Here is an 18,227-nt window from a genome sequence, read left to right on the forward strand (position 1 = left end):
GATATGAGAAAAACTAAAGGTTTGATAAAAGATGTATAAAAGTATAAGCCCCATTGGAGTGGAGCATGGTTTCGTCATTCATATGATTTCAAAAAACGTCTATAGTTTTGAGGGGTTTTGTTATTGGATGTATCATCATGTAGAAGCATTTACGGACATCATAGAAGATAGAAAATTCATCAATTGGTTAAAAAAAGACCTCGGTTTGACAAGACTTGCCAATGAAATAAAGTATCTGTATGAGAATAATCATAATATCGAAGAAATCATGGTAGGTATACTTAAGCTGTGTTCATATACTAAGATGTTTGATGATTATGACTTTTTAATGCGATTGAGAGACCACTTAGAGAGACCAAAGCATCTGCAGTACAAGCAAAAAGCAGATAGGTTCTTTAAGATGGGGTATTATAAGGATGCTTTAAAATGGTATAAATCAGCTCAAAAAATACACTTTAATCCCTTAGTAGAAAACAATATGGCAGTTGTTTATATGATTTTTGAAGAGTTTGAAATGGCAAAAAAATCTCTTGAAAAATCCCTTCAATCGAATGGACATATTACCACATATCTAAATAAAGTCAAATACCATACAATGCTAGGTCAATATCCTGAAGGGCTTGAGGTATTAGATGAGATTGTAAATACCTTTGAAGATCCATTGATTTGGTACTATTATGGTCAAATCTATGAGCAACTCAAGCAATACATGGAAGCCCTATCTGCATATGAACGTGCATACGAGTTATCCCATTCTTCTGATATCCTTAAAGATATGGTTAGGATAGATTTAGAACTTGGCAATTTTGACCGGGTAAATTGGAGGATAAAAGAACAATGTAGTGAAACATTGCTTAAGTTATATATTAAGGCTCAACGAGAGAAAAGATTAGAAAATTGGTCTGAGTATATTATGTTAATGGACGAAGTTGTACGGTTGTCAGAATACAATAAAAATTATGTTCTAGAACTGGCTCATTATTATAAGGATTGTCAACAGATTATAAAAGCCATAGGACTTATTAATATGATAAACAAAAAGGAACGGTACCATGAAGAAGTACTATATACCCAAGCAAGTATAATTAAGCAAACAGGCAATTATGAAGGTTTTGATAACCAAATCGATGAGATTATTAATCAGTGGAAAAAAGAAGTGCGTAGCAACACAATCGACTAAAGGAGAAAACATGGAAAAATTAAAAGTTTTGTATACACCTTTTTTGAAGCTGTTTGACCAAATCAGATTGTATATAAACAAAAAAAACCATATTGAAGAAAGTGTTGTTGGCGGTATTGATATTGATCTTGAACAACTATATGAAGATCCGGAAATAGCAAAAAAACTACAACAACGTTATATTAAAACAATAGAAGACATTGAAATGCTTAAAGAAAAATATAAAGCAGTCATCAATGAAATCACAGCCATGCAACGGATTGAACTAATGTCGAATAGAGGAAAAGCAGAACTTGAAAAACTTTGCAAAGTGTATTCGGAGACATTAGTGAAAAAAGGTGAGTTCAAGGATAAAATAAAAGGACAAGGCTATCGAACAGTTGATTATCTAGAGCAATATGAAGATCAAATGGACAAAATAATCGAAATGATGAAAGGGCATGAAAAAAATCAGAGCATGGTAAAACAAGATTTGGCCTACTTGGAATCTGAAAAAAGTGAACTGATTTATCAAAGCAATCGGTTAAAAAGTGCCTACAAATTTGTAAAAAATGCATTTATTGTTGTTGCCATTCTAACAGCTATAGCAGCTTTCATTCTATCCATCATTTATTTTATTAATAGAAGGCCGATTCTTCTTGAGGCAATGATAAGTATGGTCGTCATTATTGCAGCTACGGTATGGGTTTATGTATTTAGACGCTATTTGGTCTATGAATTAAGTAAGAATCAAAAAATGATGAAACGAACCGTCGAACTGACAAATAAGACGAAAATCAAATTCATCAATAATCAGAGTGTCATTGATTATCAATGTAAAAAATATAAAATCGACAGCAGTGAAATGTTAGAACTACGCTGGGAAAACTATAAAAACCATATGCATGCTGAAAGACAGTATAAGAATATTAGCAACAGCATAGCCGCAATGATGACGGATATTGAAGACCTATTAGAAAAAAACAATATTATAGAAGTGGACTTTATTTTGGACCACATGGATTATTTTGCCTCTGAGAAGGGTAGGAAAATACTATTAGAAAAGCACGTAGCAAAAAAAGATGAACTATACCATAATCTACAAAAAGCAGAAAGAGAAAGTGGTATGATGAACCTTGTTCTGACCAATTATAAAAGTCATGTCAGTCATGAAAACAATAAAGATAAGAAAAATTGACTTGACAAACACCAGAACCTATTATACGATTATTTCAATCGAAAACAATACATGCAATGAAAAAGAGGAGTATGTTGGATAGAGATCCCTTAGAGAAGAGAGTCCTAGGCTGAAAGACTCTTGGATAATCCCAACAGAAGGTAGCTTTAGAGCAGTTGTACTGAAAAAAGTAGGTACAAACGTTTGGTCACGTTATCGACCCATAAGTGCCTAGTTAAGCTAGGAATTAAGGTGGTACCACGGTCTGATCGTCCTTTGTTAAGAGACGATAGGCTTTTTTTTTGCACTTAGGTGTAGCGGCTAAGAAGGAGTGGGTAATGGAGATTTTTGGAATTATGTTAGCATCAGTTGGACTTATTCTATTGGTAAGCTCAAGATCAATATATAGAAGTGGTGTCAAAACAATAAAAAATTATGAAGACCAACCAAAAGACAATAAATCATATCTAATGCTTATTGGAAGTGGCATGCTCGTACTAAAAATCGTCGGTGGCCTAATGTTGCTACTAGGTGCCTTAATTCTAATCGCATCATTTATTTAGGAAACGGATGTCAATATATAGGCATAGATTATTGGAGGAATAAAAATGGCAAGAGAACTAGAAAAAACCTATGACCCCAAAAAAGTAGAAGAAAGAATCTATCAGGACTGGATGGATAAAAAGTATTTTCATGCAGAAGTCAATCCTCAAAAAGAACCGTTTACAATTGTGATACCACCACCGAATATTACCGGACAGTTACATATGGGTCATGCCCTAGATAATACGATACAGGATATTATCATCCGTTGGAAACGAATGCAAGGGTACGAAGCACTATGGCAGCCAGGAACGGATCACGCGGCTATTGCTACGGAAGTGAAGATTGTAAAAGCATTGGCGGAGCAAGGTATCGACAAAGATACACTAGGGCGTGAAGGCTTTATGGAGCACGCATGGAAATGGAAAGAAGAGTATGGTGGTATCATAGTATCACAGTTAAAAAAACTTGGAACTTCATGTGACTGGGAAAGAGAAAGATTTACTTTGGATGAAGGGTGTTCGGATGCTGTACTCGATGTGTTTGTTAAATACTATGAAAAAGGTTATATTTACAAAGGCGCTAAAATAATTAATTGGTGCCCTGTTTGTCAAACCACCATATCTGAAGCTGAAGTTGAGCATGAAGAAATGCAAGGTCATTTTTGGCATATAAAATATCCGATTGTAGGTGAAGACGGTTTTGTAGAAATAGCAACCACTCGACCGGAAACTTTACTTGGAGATACAGCGGTTGCGGTTCATCCGGATGATGAACGGTATGAGCATCTCATTGGTAAAAATGTCATGTTACCAATCGTAAACCGAGAGATTCCAATTATTGCAGATACTTATGTGGACAAAGACTTTGGAACGGGTTGTGTCAAGATTACACCGGCACATGATCCTAATGACTTTGAAGTGGGTGAACGGCATAATTTAGAGAAGCTTAATGTCATGCATGATGACGGCACCATCAATGAACAGGGTGGAAAATATTCAGGTATGAATCGTTATGAGGCCAGAAAAGCTATCGTTAAGGACTTAAAAGAGAAGGGCTATTTAATCAAAGTAGAGGATCATACCCACAATGTTGGGCTTCATGACCGATGTAATACAGTTGTTGAACCACTCATTAAGTCACAATGGTTTCTTAAAATGGATGAGCTATCAAAACCGGCTATAGAAGCTTATAGATCTGGTGAGTTAAAGTTTGTACCCGAACGCTATGGAAAAGTTTATATGAATTGGCTTGAGAACATACACGATTGGTGTATATCTAGACAACTGTGGTGGGGACATCGTATACCTGCTTATTATTGTGATGACTGTGGTGCAACGACCATAAGTAAAAAGCATCCAACGGTTTGTAGTCATTGTCAATCCAATCATATTCGACAAGATGAAGATAGCTTGGATACTTGGTTTAGTTCTGCACTCTGGCCATTTTCTACCTTAGGTTGGCCGGAAAAAACACCGGAGCTGGAATATTTTTATCCAACCAGTGTGCTTGTAACCGGTTATGATATTATTTTCTTTTGGGTTATTAGAATGGTGTTTTCAGGTCTTGAATTTACAGGGAAATTACCCTTTGATACGGTGGTTATGCATGGGTTAGTTAGAGATTCAGAAGGCCGGAAGATGAGTAAAAGTCTTGGAAATGGAATTGACCCTCTTGAAGTTATTGAATCCTATGGTGCAGATGCTTTAAGATTAACATTAATTTCCGGAAACGCACCGGGTAATGATATGCGCTATTATCAAGAACGTGTTGAAGCCAATAGAAATTTTGGTAATAAGATATGGAATGCGTCTAGGTTCATTATGATGAATTTAGATGAAAAGAAAGTAGAAACACCTTCAGTAGAAGACTTAACACCGGCGGACCGATGGATTTTATCTAAAGTCAATACATTGATCAAAGATGTAACGGAGACATTAGATAAGTATGATTTGGGAATAGCGGTTTCAAAGCTTTATGACTTTGTATGGGAAGAGTTTTGTGATTGGTACATAGAAATGGTTAAGCCTAGATTGTATAATGATGAAGATATCACCAAAAACAGCGCATTATGGACATTAAAGACAGTATTAATTGACTGCTTGAAGCTATTGCATCCATTTATGCCTTTTATAACAGAAGAGATCTTTTTAACCCTTCAAGATAAAGAGCCATCGATTATGATATCCAGTTGGCCTGTATTTAAGAAAGAATGGCATTTTGAGAAAGAAGAAACAGATATCAGTATGATAAAAGAAGCGGTTAGAGGTATTCGTAACTTAAGGGCAAACATGAATGTACCACCATCAAAGAAAGCCAAAGTTTTTGTGGTCTCTGAAGATCCAGCGGTTGTACAGACTTTTGAGGATGGACGTGTCTTTTTTGCAACCCTAGGTTATGCCAGTGAAGTTTTAATACAACATCATAAAATGGATATTGATGAGGACGCTGTATCCGTGATTATTCCAAATGCTACAATCTATATGCCTTTTAGTGAACTTGTGGATATTGAGAAAGAGATTGAACGTCTCGAAAATGAAGTCACTAAGCTAGAAAAGGAATTATCAAGAGTGGCAGGTAAACTAAGTAATAAAGGGTTTGTAGCTAAGGCACCTGAAAAAGTCATAACAGAGGAGCGAGAAAAGCAGTCAAAGTATGAGCAGATGTTAGCACAGACCAAAGAACGCCTTAAAAGTTTAAAGCAATAACTTGACAGAGCTAAAAAAATGCGTTATGATTATAAAAATTATATTCTAAAAAGACCTTGAAGAGGAGCAGTAGATATTCGGAAGCATCAGAGAGTTGTTGGTAGGTGCGAAACAACAGTGTATGGATATTGAACTAGCCTTGGAGTCACATGTTGAAGTAACAGTAGGCATTGTCGGGTTCGACCGTTATATCGATAAGGATATGTTAGTATCTTAATGAGTGCATTCTTTAAGAATGAATCAGAGTGGTAACGCGGAAGTCACCTTTCGTCTCTATACAAAAGAGACGAGAGGTTTTTTTATTCTCCAGGAAAGTCTATGCATTAACGATTATGGAAGTCTTTCCTGCCGGAACAATTTGCTTTGCAAAGCGAGGCGTAGCCACCTTTCTTCTTAATTAAGCGTGTATTTTCTGAAAAAATCTAAGAAAAGCTTAAACGCAGAAACAAAACAGGAGGGATTACCTATGAAAAAAAGTTATATGAAGTATAAAAAATACCCGACAATGGATTTGCATGACCGCACGTGGCCATCAAAAACAATGGAACAAGCACCAGTTTGGTGTAGTGTCGACCTTAGAGATGGTAACCAAGCACTACCCATACCTATGGGTATTGAAGCGAAATTAGAATTCTTCAACTTAATAAAAGCAATGGGATACAAGGAAATTGAAATCGGATTCCCTTCTGCTTCTGATACGGAATATAACTTTCTTAGAACACTGATTGAAGAAGGTTATATAACAGATGATATTAAAGTGCAGGTGTTGGTTCAAGCACGAGAACACTTGATAGCAAAAACATTTGAAGCCCTAAAAGGTGCAAAAAAGGCAATTGTACATGTTTATAACTCTACATCTACCCAACAAAGAGATGTAGTTTTTGGCAAAAGCAAAGATGAAATCAAAGCAATGGCCATACAAGGTGCAAAATGGTTGCAAATTTATGCAGCAAAATATCCGGAAACAGAGTTTACTTTTGAGTACTCACCGGAGAGTTTTACCGGAACAGAAATGGAGTATGCTTTAGAAGTGTCGAACGCGGTTATAGACGTCTGGCAGCCCACACCAGAAAATAAAATGATTCTTAATTTACCGGCAACGGTAGAAATGAGTACACCTAATGTTTATGCCGATCAGGTTGAATGGTTTAGCAGACAGATCAATCGTCGTGACAGCGTATTAATAAGTTTACACACCCATAATGATAGAGGAACAGGTATAGCAGCAACTGAGCTTGGTTTACTGGCAGGTGCTGATCGGGTGGAAGGCACCTTGTTTGGTAATGGAGAAAGAACAGGTAATGTTGACATACTAACTTTAGCCTTGAATCTTTTCACTCAGGGTGTGGATCCCGGCGTTAAAATAGATGAGGTTAACAAAGTAGTTGAAGTCTATGAGCGATGTACAGGAATGCGCGTGCATCAACGTCATCCATACGCAGGTGAATTGGTTTATACAGCATTCTCTGGGTCTCACCAAGATGCAATAAGAAAAGGATTAAAAGCCAACGAAAAAGATAGTAGGTTCTGGAACGTGCCTTATCTTCCTATTGATCCTGCAGACATAGGCCGCCAATATGAGCCGATTATCCGTATCAACAGTCAGTCCGGTAAAGGTGGTGTAGCTTATATTCTTGAAGAAGCCTTTGGCTACAAATTACCCAAAGGTATGCACCCTGAGATCAGTCTTCCGGTACAGAAGATGACAGATCAGACAGGTAAGGAATTAACAGCTTTAGAAATTAAAGAAATACTTTTTGATGAATTTATTAATGTGGAAGGTCACTTCCAATTAGAATCATTTAAAAGTACTTATCAAGAAGAAAATGATCAAGTGGTTATAATTGAAGCTAAGTTGATTCAAAAGGGAGAAGAAAAAACCATAAAAGGTCAAGGGAATGGTCCAATATCAGCTTTTATTCATGGATTGCAAAAAGAAGGTCATATGAATTATGAACTAATATCCTATGATGAACATGCAATTGGTATAGGTGAAAATGCTGAAGCAATCGCTTATATTCAGTTAAAGAATCATAAAGGTGTTTCAGCGTTTGGTCTCGGCATAGATCGAAATACCAGTAAAGCATCTATTAAAGCGATTATCAGCAGTATTAATAGATTGAATCGATAGCCTTAAGAAACCGGCTATGTTATACTGTAGAGGAAGAGGTTTATAAGTGCATTGAGTGGCCAGTTAACAGAAAGGACGATTAAATGGCGGGTAAATGCTGTGACAAGTGGAAAAAAAATAATAAGTATTGTAAAAACTGTCCTCTACGTATGACGTTAAAAGAGGAAAACATTCCAAAAGTTAAGAAAGTAAAAAGGCAAGAGAAAATAGATTCGATAGAGGCAGAAAAAAATAGTAAAGATAAAAAAGTAGAAAAGAAAAAGATTAAGAAGAAAAGTAAAAAGAACAAAAAAAGTAAAAAAAAATGAGCAAGAAAAAAGGTTGATTATACCCATCAACCTTTTTTGCTGTTTAGAAAAATCTTATTGTTGATCCATTATGTCCTTATAACTGTAAAGCGGTGCATTTAATGTTAGAATTTCATCGTTACGAATAATACCAACTTCAAGCGTGTCACCAACTTGAGCTTTTTCAAGAATATCAAAAAGAACTTGTACATTCTGGACTTTTTTACCATTAAGACTATAGATGATATCACCAGACTGGATTCCAGCTTCCTGGGCACCACTGAAAGGGATGACATCGGTAATATAAACTCCAAAACGCATGCCTGTACTGTTGTAGATGTCGGTAGTAATATCCATAACTTGAACACCTAGAAAAGCTCGGTCATCAGCTAATTGATAAGCGATATCCCCACCGGAACGACTTTCTAGAACTATATCGATGGTCTCTTTTGCTTGATTAATGGGAATGGCAAAACCAATTCCCTCAACACCGGTATCTACGTACTTAGCACTGTTAATACCAATAACTTCACCCCTGCCATTTAGTAGGGCACCACCACTGTTACCTGGGTTAATGGCTGCATCCGTTTGGATAAGATTAACATAAGAGGTGTTTCTGTTAATATATATTTCTCGGTTGAGAGCACTGATGATACCTGCGGTTACTGTAGAAGCGTATTCGGGACCCAAAGGATTACCGATGGCCACAGCCAACTCACCAATCTGAATGGTTTCTGAATCTCCAAAAGGCGCCAGAACAATCTGATCCATCTTACCTTTTAATAGTTTTGTATCAATTGAAAGCACGGCTAAGTCATTGTTTGAGTCATAACCTAATACTCGAGCTACAACTGTTGTACCTTCATGAAAAATAACTTCAATTTCATTTGAACCTTCTATAACATGATAATTGGTGACAATGAATAATTCTTCACCTTCCATTTTGAAGGTAATACCTGAACCTGTGCCACCATAAAACCCATTAGAGTTTCCAAAAATACCGCCGGGGGTTTGTTCGGAATAGCTGGATATGGTAACGATAGCAGGACTAACAGCACTGGCAATAGCAGAAATATCTGATGTAGCCTTATTGTCAGAAACTGTTGGCTGTATTTGCACGGTTGAAGGCTGATCAACCACGTTTTGAGTGGTTGTGTTAAGAATACCATTTGCCAATCGATCACCATAGATAAGTGCGGATAAGTAGCCGGCACCAAAAGTTAAGCCACTAACAAAAGTGAGTATAAGTATATAAGCTGTAAGCCTTACATACCACTTTCTTGTATGCTTATGATAACGTAAATGATTTGCTATTGTTTGCTCATGTTCAAAATGAGTTTGGTTGGATGTATTGTTGTCCATAAAATCACTCCTTAAATATTTTACCATTTTTCATTCTAGCCATACTATGATTATATAGGGGCAATATGGATTTAATGTGTAAAATAGATGTCAAAACACGGTCATAAAAATGAATAAATTGTAAACAATCAAATAATCATATCAAGGTAGAGGTGACGAATATGATATAATCAGAAAAATGGTTAAGGTGTCAAACATAGTTAATGAAAGATCTAGATGAATAGGAGCATTTTATATGACATTTGAAGATATTGTAGATGAAATAGTGAAAACACCAAGATTCAGAAAACAACCCGAATTTATTGTTATTAAGACTTTAATACAAAAAATCGGGTATATGAATAACATACCTGTTGTACATGTAGCCGGTACCAATGGTAAAGGTTCGGTTGTGATGATGATGGCTTCTATCTTTGAATCGGCAGGTTACAAAGTAGGCACTTTCACATCCCCACATTTAGTGGACATACGAGAACGCATTTGCATTAATCATCAAATGATGTCAAAAGAAGCATTTATAGAGATTTATGGGGTCCTTAATAAATTTATGAAAGAAATGGCACTTGAAGGGTATGAAGAGGCTTCTTTTTTTGAAATCATATTGGCCATGGCTTTAATGTACTTCAAAAAGGAAAAACCGGACATTTTATTGCTCGAAGCAGGGATCGGTGGACGCTTAGATACAACCAATGCACTTGAGAATAAAATATTGACTATAATTACGAATATCAGCATGGATCATACTCAAATACTTGGTGAAACCTTAGAGAAGATTGCATTTGAAAAATCCGGCATTATGCGACTAAACACACCGATTGTATTCTATAATAGTACAAAAGAGGTCAATGATATAATAAAGAAAGTGGCAAAAGAAAAACAGGCCCCATATTTTGAAGTTCTTCCATTTGACGCTAAAATCATAAAGCGAAATCAAGAAAGCATTGATTTTTCCTTGAGGAACAAGTATTATGAATATGAAACCTTACATATGAACACGAGTGGAGACTATCAGATTGAGAACGTAAAAATAGCAATCACCGCGATACATATTTTACAACAACATTTTAACCTATCTAAAGAACATATTAAAGAGGGTATTGGCAATTTCAAATGGTTAGGGCGCATGACTTATATTACACCGAGTATTTTATTAGAAGGCGCCCATAATAAGGAAGGCATCGAAGCTTTTGTAAAGCATATTGGTACAAATGAAGGGCATAAAGCTATTGATTTGGTTTTTATATGTATGAACGATAAGCAAGACGATGAGATGATAGAAGCACTATGTAATATAAAAAGGCTTAGATCCGTTTATATTCCAAGAAATAAATATATAAAAGCTCAGAATGAAGCGCGGCTCATGGAACGTTTTAAACAATATGGATTTGATCACGTGTATCCTATAGAAGAATTAAAGGACTTTATTTTAAGAAGAAAAGATAATAAAGGAGATCAACTTTTGTGTTGTGTGGGCTCTTTGTATCTTGTAGGTGATATTATAAAAATAATAGAGGAGGGCTAGAAGATGATTAATTTTGATGAAGAGATAAAAAAATACCAACCGTGTCTGGAGATTGAAGATGCTGAAGAAGTAATTAATGCCTATGATTCAAAGGACATATCCGATATTCTTAGTGAATTAATACTAGAGCTTAAAAACAGGCAATAAGAGGGGGTAAACAATGGCGAAAATATGTCCTAACTGTGGTGAGCTACTTGATACCCAAGGATTTTGTAAACATTGTCATGTGGCGATTGAAATTTATGAAAAAATTAGTATTGAATCAAAAAAACTATATAATTTGGGATTGAAAAAAGTTGAAATCCGAGATTTAAGTGGCGCGATTGACCTATTAAATAAAAGCATAAAATTTGATAAAAAGAATATCAACGCTAGAAACTTATTGGGCCTTGTTTATCTTGAAATAGGTGAACCAATTATGGCCTTTAAGCAATGGGTCGTTAGCAAGAACATGAAGCCAATAGATAATGAAGCAATAACCTATATGGACCAGATACAAAACAATCAGGTACATTTGGATAAGTTAAATAATGCTATTAAAAAATATAACCAGGCATTGGTATTTGTTAATCAAAACAGTATCGATTTAGCCATTATACAATTACGTGCGGTCATTGGTCTGAATCCGAACTTTACGAAAGCCTATTGTTTATTGGCTTTATGCCTTATCCATGAAAACCAAATGGATAAAGCTAAGCGTAAACTGCAGAAGGTTCTGACGATTGACCATAATCATTATACGGCTAAGAAGTACATGACATGGATTCAATCGGAAGGACATCCGGTTGAGGCATTTGAAGAAGAAAAGGAAAAAGAACCGGGCTATTTTGGACTGCCATCACTTGGTCATAGTGCAAAAGTATCCATGAACAACAGTATGTTTCAATTTGCAGCGGTATTAGTGGGTGTTGGGATTGGTTTAGCTGTTATGGCCTTTTTGATTGTACCAAGCATGGTGAATAGCCAAAAAAATAAAAACATAGAAGCGCTTAATCAGGTGAATGCCCTTGAAACCAATCAAAGTATTTTAGAAGAACAAGTTAAAAGTATGGAACAGAGTATTCAACAGGCAGATACCGAAATAGATACATTATCGACAAACTTAGAACAAAACCAAAACCAATTATTACAAAGTGAGAAATTGCTTATGGCTTTAAGTCTTTATGAAGATAATAACGCCGTTGAAGCAGCGCGCTTACTAGAAGAAGTTGACCCGAGTGCATTAAGTGAAAGTGCCTTGGCTACATATGAAAAACATGCAGTAAAAATATTTCCTGAAGTAGCCCTTAATGCATATAATCAAGGTTATAGAGATTATAGGAACGGTAGATTTGAAGAAGCGATAACGAATCTGAAACTGGCATATAGCTATGAGAAAGACGATTATTATTCGGATGAAGCATTGTATTATTTAGCAAGGAGCTATCAAAGATTAAATCAGAATGATTTGGCGATTAGTACCTATCAGAAGATGTTAGATACCTATCCAAATGCTAATTTTAGAAGTGACGCAACGTATTTTTTAAATGCTTTGACCAATAATTAGATTAGACCAATTGGTTAAATGAATTCTATGAAAAAACGGATAAGTGGGAATAAAATGCATGTGACATTAGAATTGAGTTTGGAGGCAATACTATGATTAGAGGTATTGGCGTTGCAGAAGGAGTTACCATAGGCAAAGCCTTTGTTAAGCGTGAAGTAGAGATGAAGGTTGTATATAGAAAAGTCGAGAACCCTCAACTCGAACTTGAACGTTTCAATACTGCTGTCGATAAGTGTCGAATTGAACTAGAAAGGCGTTATAATAAAACCCTAAATATTTTAGGACAAGAAGAGGCTGAAGTTTATAAAAGACATTTAAGTGTTTATGATGGCTCCATACTATTGGGTCAAGTTCGAAAAGAAATACAAGAGCAAAAAATCAATGCAGATTATATTCTTAATGAAGTCAAAAAAAAATATGCAGCGATGTTTGATAAGGTTGCTGATGATTTTTTGAAAAAAAAATCGGAATCTATAAAATATATTGCACAACAAATTATTAAAGATCTTATTGGTGAAGAAAACAAAAGCCTAAGTGATTTAACGGAACCGGTTATTATTTTTGCCAATGAATTGGATGGCAATGACATCGTTCATTTAGATAAGAATCGAGTGCTTGCCATAGTATGTGAACAAGGGGGTAAAACTTCTTATGGTGCACTTATATCCAATAATTTCAAAATACCAGCTGTTCTAGGAGCAAAAGGCATTATGTCCCTTGTAAAAGATGGCGATGAAGTTATAGTAGATGGACAAAAAGGTGAAGTATTCATTAATCCTGACAAGGAAATGATTGACTTCTATTTTAAAAAGGTGAATAAAGAAAAAGAACTGGAAGATATCTTTTTAAGTTTTACAAAACAAAAAACACTAACAGAAGATGGTCATCCTTTTGAGATTGCTACAGAAACTGAAAACAATAGCGCTTTATTAATGTCTAAAGAAAAAGGTGCTGAAAGTATAGGCTTATTCAAAACAGAATATATATTTCTAGGACAGACATCCATGCCGGATGAGTTGGTTCAACTAGAAGCCTATCGTGAAGCCGTTATGTTAGCTGAAAATACGACAATTATATTTCGAATGATGGACTGTTCATCTAACCATGATATGCCCTTTATATATTTTCATGAAGAAAGAAACCCTTTGCTAGGTTATAGATCCTTACGCATCACCCTTACAGAGCGAATACTCTTCATAACACAGATTAAAGCCTTACTTAGGGCCAGTGCATATGGAAAAATGAAAATACTATTACCTATGGTTACAAAGATGGAAGAACTACTAGATGCAAAGATGGCTATTGAGGAAGCCAAAGTCGAGTTGGATGCACGTCACGAGTTATATGACAACAACATAGAAATAGGTATGATGGTAGAAATACCTGCAGCAGCGATGATGATTGAAGTATTTGCAAGAGAAGTGGATTTTCTTGTTATAGGTTCATCGGAACTCATCCAACTCATGACAGCGGTTGATCGGTCAAATGAAGATCTGTATGAGCTTTTTGACATGTATCACCCAGGATTGCTCCGTACAATCCGACAAGTGGTTATTGGGGCACATAGAGAAGGCACATGGATTAGCATTGTTGGTGATATGGCGAACAATGAAATACTGCTCCCCTTTATGATTGCAATTGGTGTAGATCAGATATGCGTAAACCCAAGTATGGTTCCTAAAGTTAGGTGGTTAGCGAGTAAGACCAACAAAGCCATATGGGAAAATGAAATCGATTATTTGCTATCTTTAAGTTCCGGTAATGAAATTAAAGAGTATTTGGAAAAACGTTATTATGAAAATTATGTTTGGTCATAAAAAGCAAATCGAGGTAAAGCCTCTTTGTTCTTGACGAAATTTGTAAAGTATTATATAGTATATTTGAGTTAGGATATTGTTAAAAATTATGGTAGGATAAGATAAAGGCTATGATCGAAAGAGTAGTCGTATCAAGAATCACAGAGAGAATGGAATGAAGCTGAGAGTCCATTTGTTTTATTGATTGATGAAGTGCATTCGTGAGCTTTTCAAGTGAAGTAGTAGTAGCTTGATGCGGGTATCGACCGTTATATCGATATCAAGTGGAAGCAAAGCTTCAACAAGAGTGGAACCGCGGATGAACCGTCTCTTATTTTACTAAGAGGCGTTTTTTATTTATTAAGATAGGACAACTTTGGTTAAAGGGTCAAAAATAAGTTTCACTATATTCACAAACATTATGTAGTTTGATACCTAAACCAACTTTTTAATAAATAAAAAGTAGATTGAGGAGGTAATTTGATGAACATTATTAAGTATATAAAAGAAGAGATTGAGGTCATTAAAGATAGAGACCCAGCAATCAAAAAAACATCTGAGGTTTTTTTGTATCCTAGTTTTCATGCCATTTTGAGATACCGATTTTCTCACTGGCTGTTTCTGAGAAAATACTATTTTTTTGCCCGGTGGGTTTCTCAACGTGCAACTCGGAAAACAGGTATAGAGATTCATCCGGGTGCAGTTATTGGCTCGGGACTGTTCATTGATCACGGCCATGGGGTAGTTATAGGTGAAACGACGATTATTGGAAATAATGTGACCCTGTATCAAGGGGTAACACTTGGTGGTACGGGTAAAGAACACGGTAAGCGTCATCCAACCATTGGAGATAATGTTATGATCAGTGCAGGTGCAAAAGTGTTGGGATCATTTACGGTAGGGGAAGATTCAAAAATAGGTGCTGGTTCGGTTGTTTTAAGTGAGGTGCCTGCTAATTCGACTGTTGTAGGAATTCCAGGAAGAGTTGTTAAGAGAAACGACAAAAAAATAACTCATCCTCAAGAAACGTTGGATCAAATACATTTTCCTGATCCGGTTCGTCATGAGATATGCCGACTTCAGATTAGAATAGAAAACTTGGAAAAGGGTAAAGGCGGTCTAACCCTAGACGCTCTAAATGCCTTAGAAGAAGAAAGATGTAGAAACTGTCCAGATCATATGGAAGAAGAACTATGAGGTGATGCGTAATGAAGCTATATAACACACTAACACGAAAAAAAGAAACATTTGTGCCAGTTGAGCCTGGAAAAGTTAAGATGTATGTTTGTGGACCGACGGTGTACAATCATATTCATATTGGCAATGCCAGACCATTTATTGTTTTTGATGTTGTTAGACGCTATTTTGAATATAAAGGATTTGATGTGACCTATGTTCAGAATTATACGGATGTAGACGATAAGATTATTAATAAGGCCAAGGAAGAAGGATTAACTTCAGAAGCGGTTGCAGAAAAATACATTCAAGAGGTTGAGCATGATGCAAAAGGTCTAGGTATTCATAAAGCAACCCACACACCAAAAGCAACAGAAGAAGTGCCACATATGGTAGATATGATTCAAGTATTGCTGGATAAAAAGTTTGCTTATGAAGTAGGTGGTACAGTCTTTTTTGCAACTAGAAACTTCAAAGAATATGGCAAACTATCCAAGAAAAATCCAGATGATCTTGAAGCAGGTTCTCGGGTTGCGGTGGATGAAGCTAAAATCAATCCAATGGATTTTGTTTTGTGGAAGCCCAAAAAAGAAGGTGAACCATCCTGGCCATCACCATGGGGAGATGGAAGACCGGGTTGGCATCTAGAATGCTCAGTTATGGCAAAACGTTATCTTGGAGACACGATAGACATTCATTGTGGTGGTACGGATCTCATTTTCCCCCATCATGAAAATGAGATTGCCCAAAGTGAAGCAGCAAACGGCAAACCCTTTGCCAAGTACTGGCTTCATAATGGTTTTATTAATGTCGATAACAAAAAAATGTCCAAATCCTTAGGTAATTTTTTTACGGTCAGGGAGATTACGGAAGAGTTCCCTTATGAAGTGATACGATTTTTCATGTTAAGTGCCCATTATAGAAGTCCAATTAACTTTAGTCGTGAGTTGATGGAAGCAGCATCCAATAGTTTGCAACGTATTCAAACAGGAGCAAAAAATCTTATATATCTTCATGAACACAGTGCACTTGAAAGCATGACAGAAACAGAAAATACGGACTTAAAACGTTTAGAAAGCTTTAAAGATAAGTTCGAAAAAGCCATGGATGATGATTTCAATACAGCAGATGCCGTTTCTGCTATTTTCGAGTTGATTCGTTTTGCCAATACGCATGTCACCGTATCTTCGTCCAAAGCCTTTATTCAGAAAGTTTCTGATGCATTACAGGCCTTGTGTGATGTTATTGGTATTGACTTAGAAACAGAAGAGGACATATTGGATTCTGATATTGAAGCGCTGATTCAAAAACGCCAAGAAGCGAGAAAGAACAAAGATTTTGCTCTATCAGATAAAATAAGAGATGACTTAATGAAAAAAGGTATTATAATTGAAGATACAAGAGAAGGTGTAAAATTCAGAAGGGTATAGGGTGAATGTAGTGAATGATTTTCTAACATTTCTAGAAAAAGAGTTGTCCTTGGATGAAATGAAAGTCCATACATATTCACCACTGGCTTTAGCATATATAGGTGACTCCATTTATGACTTGATTATTCGAACCTATATCATTAGCAAAGGAAGTAAAGCAGTTGGTAAAATGCATAAGGAAGCCAGTATCTATGTTAATGCTAAGACTCAGGCTAAGATTTATCATACCATTAAAGATACATTAACAGACGAAGAGATGAGTGTGATGAAAAGAGGTAGAAACGCTAAGTCGGGTTCTAAACCGAAAAACACAGACTTGATTACATACAAACATGCAACAGGTTTTGAAACACTTATAGGCTATTTATATGTTACTAAACAGCTTGAGCGTCTTGTGGCACTTATAGCCACCGGGCTAAAGACAACCCAATTAACCCAATCAAACAATATTTCGGAAACCATAGAAAATGAGATGCCCTATATTGACTAGGCTATCCTAAAGCCGTTCAGAAAGAAGGATTAGATGAAACAGAATAATCAGAATAATAAAAGAAGAAATCAGGACAACCAAGAACCAGAAGAAATCAACGAATTAATCGTATTTGGGCGTAACGCTGTCATAGAGGGCATGAAATCAGGTAGAAGCGTGGATAAGCTTCTGATGATTGAGTCAGGTCATCAAGAAGGCAGTGCCCAAAAAATATTGGGATTAGCCAAAGATATGAATATTCTTGTACAATATGTTGCAAGAGAAAAACTAGATCAATTAAGCAACCAAGGCAAACATCAGGGTGTGTTGGCTTTTATGGCTGCTCATGATTATGTAGAATTGGAAGTCCTATTTGAAAAAGCTAAGAAAAGAGAAGAAGCGCCATTTTTTATTATTTTAGACGGTATTGAAGATCCACATAATCTGGGTGCAATCATTCGTACGGCTAATATTACAGGTGCTCATGGTATTATTATACCAAAAAATAGAGCGGTCTCATTAACAGCAACAGTAGCAAAAACTTCAGCCGGCGCCATTGAATATACACCGGTCTGCAAAGTGGTTAACCTTGTAAGAACCATTGAAGACCTTAAGAGTAAAGGAATCTGGGTAGCCGGATCGGATATGAAAGGCACAAGTATGTATGATGTGGATTTTAAGGGACCTATGGCGCTTGTTATTGGTAGCGAAGGCAAAGGTCTTAGCCGACTAGTAAAGGAAAAATGTGACTTCATTGCCAGTATACCTATGAAGGGCAATGTTGACTCTCTAAATGCCAGTGTTGCAGCAGGGGTTTTAATGTATGAGGCACTAAGACAAAGAAACACATAGGAAAATAGGGCTTAACAATGCTGTAGAAATCTGATATACTAAAATCCTAAAATTACTCCTAGAGAGGCG

At 36.1% G+C, this 18,227-nt stretch carries 15 protein-coding genes and 3 other annotated features; of the genes, 14 read left to right on the top strand and 1 reads right to left on the bottom strand.

What is annotated here, in order from left to right; genetic code table 11:
• The first annotated feature begins 127 nt into the window (after window positions 1-127).
• The 6 genes from P0N36_RS04215 (at window position 128) to P0N36_RS04240 (ending at window position 8,026) form a co-directional block, all read left to right on the top strand.
• Window positions 128-1,180 (top strand): tetratricopeptide repeat protein, encoded by a 1,053-nt coding sequence (locus P0N36_RS04215; protein ID WP_275841587.1) that lies wholly within the window; start codon window positions 128-130, stop codon window positions 1,178-1,180.
• A gap of 10 nt (window positions 1,181-1,190) precedes the next feature.
• The gene (locus P0N36_RS04220; protein ID WP_275841588.1) at window positions 1,191-2,357 is read left to right on the top strand and encodes a hypothetical protein; all 1,167 of its coding nucleotides are present in this window, start codon (window positions 1,191-1,193) and stop codon (window positions 2,355-2,357) included.
• Window positions 2,358-2,404: 47 nt separating this feature from the next.
• Window positions 2,405-2,616: a binding site (T-box leader), on the top strand.
• 58 nt (window positions 2,617-2,674) lie between these two features.
• On the top strand, window positions 2,675-2,899 hold the full coding sequence (locus tag P0N36_RS04225; RefSeq protein WP_275841589.1) for a hypothetical protein: 225 nt from the start codon (window positions 2,675-2,677) through the stop codon (window positions 2,897-2,899).
• Window positions 2,900-2,944: 45 nt separating this feature from the next.
• Window positions 2,945-5,587: a valine--tRNA ligase gene (locus P0N36_RS04230; protein WP_275841590.1), complete on the top strand. Its 2,643-nt coding sequence runs from the start codon at window positions 2,945-2,947 to the stop codon at window positions 5,585-5,587.
• A gap of 47 nt (window positions 5,588-5,634) precedes the next feature.
• Window positions 5,635-5,865 (top strand) — a binding site (T-box leader).
• A 188-nt stretch (window positions 5,866-6,053) separates the two neighbouring features.
• Window positions 6,054-7,718 carry a 2-isopropylmalate synthase gene (leuA, locus tag P0N36_RS04235; RefSeq protein ID WP_275841591.1) on the top strand — a complete coding sequence of 555 codons (1,665 nt, stop codon included), beginning with the start codon at window positions 6,054-6,056 and terminating at the stop codon, window positions 7,716-7,718.
• An 83-nt stretch (window positions 7,719-7,801) separates the two neighbouring features.
• Window positions 7,802-8,026, top strand: a complete 225-nt coding sequence (locus tag P0N36_RS04240) for a hypothetical protein (RefSeq protein ID WP_275841592.1) — start codon at window positions 7,802-7,804, stop codon at window positions 8,024-8,026.
• Window positions 8,027-8,080: 54 nt separating this feature from the next.
• Here P0N36_RS04240 and P0N36_RS04245 read toward each other — a convergent pair whose 3' ends face one another.
• On the bottom strand, window positions 8,081-9,367 hold the full coding sequence (locus P0N36_RS04245) for a S1C family serine protease (protein WP_275841593.1): 1,287 nt from the start codon (window positions 9,365-9,367) through the stop codon (window positions 8,081-8,083).
• Window positions 9,368-9,602: 235 nt separating this feature from the next.
• Here P0N36_RS04245 and P0N36_RS04250 point away from each other — a divergent pair, with 235 nt between their 5' ends.
• The 8 genes from P0N36_RS04250 (at window position 9,603) to rlmB (ending at window position 18,158) form a co-directional block, all read left to right on the top strand.
• Complete coding sequence (locus P0N36_RS04250; protein WP_275841594.1) at window positions 9,603-10,889, top strand: bifunctional folylpolyglutamate synthase/dihydrofolate synthase; 1,287 nt, start codon at window positions 9,603-9,605, stop codon at window positions 10,887-10,889.
• A gap of 3 nt (window positions 10,890-10,892) precedes the next feature.
• Window positions 10,893-11,036 carry a hypothetical protein gene (locus P0N36_RS04255; protein WP_275841595.1) on the top strand — a complete coding sequence of 48 codons (144 nt, stop codon included), beginning with the start codon at window positions 10,893-10,895 and terminating at the stop codon, window positions 11,034-11,036.
• Between the two features lie 13 nt (window positions 11,037-11,049).
• A complete protein-coding gene (locus tag P0N36_RS04260; RefSeq protein ID WP_275841596.1) occupies window positions 11,050-12,435 on the top strand; it encodes a tetratricopeptide repeat protein in 1,386 nt (461 codons plus the stop codon).
• Between the two features lie 92 nt (window positions 12,436-12,527).
• On the top strand, window positions 12,528-14,252 hold the full coding sequence (gene ptsP / locus P0N36_RS04265; RefSeq protein WP_275841597.1) for a phosphoenolpyruvate--protein phosphotransferase: 1,725 nt from the start codon (window positions 12,528-12,530) through the stop codon (window positions 14,250-14,252).
• A gap of 101 nt (window positions 14,253-14,353) precedes the next feature.
• Window positions 14,354-14,566 (top strand) — a binding site (T-box leader).
• A gap of 148 nt (window positions 14,567-14,714) precedes the next feature.
• Window positions 14,715-15,428, top strand: a complete 714-nt coding sequence (cysE, locus tag P0N36_RS04270) for a serine O-acetyltransferase (protein WP_275841598.1) — start codon at window positions 14,715-14,717, stop codon at window positions 15,426-15,428.
• A gap of 11 nt (window positions 15,429-15,439) precedes the next feature.
• Window positions 15,440-16,837, top strand: a complete 1,398-nt coding sequence (gene cysS, locus P0N36_RS04275) for a cysteine--tRNA ligase (RefSeq protein ID WP_275841599.1) — start codon at window positions 15,440-15,442, stop codon at window positions 16,835-16,837.
• Between the two features lies 1 nt (window position 16,838).
• Window positions 16,839-17,327 carry a Mini-ribonuclease 3 gene (locus P0N36_RS04280; RefSeq protein ID WP_275841600.1) on the top strand — a complete coding sequence of 163 codons (489 nt, stop codon included), beginning with the start codon at window positions 16,839-16,841 and terminating at the stop codon, window positions 17,325-17,327.
• Window positions 17,328-17,360: 33 nt separating this feature from the next.
• A complete protein-coding gene (gene rlmB, locus P0N36_RS04285) occupies window positions 17,361-18,158 on the top strand; it encodes a 23S rRNA (guanosine(2251)-2'-O)-methyltransferase RlmB (RefSeq protein WP_275841601.1) in 798 nt (265 codons plus the stop codon).
• The last annotated feature ends 69 nt before the right edge of the window (window positions 18,159-18,227 follow it).

This window comes from Petrocella sp. FN5, assembly GCF_029210395.1.
GTDB lineage: Bacteria > Bacillota > Clostridia > Lachnospirales > Vallitaleaceae > Petrocella.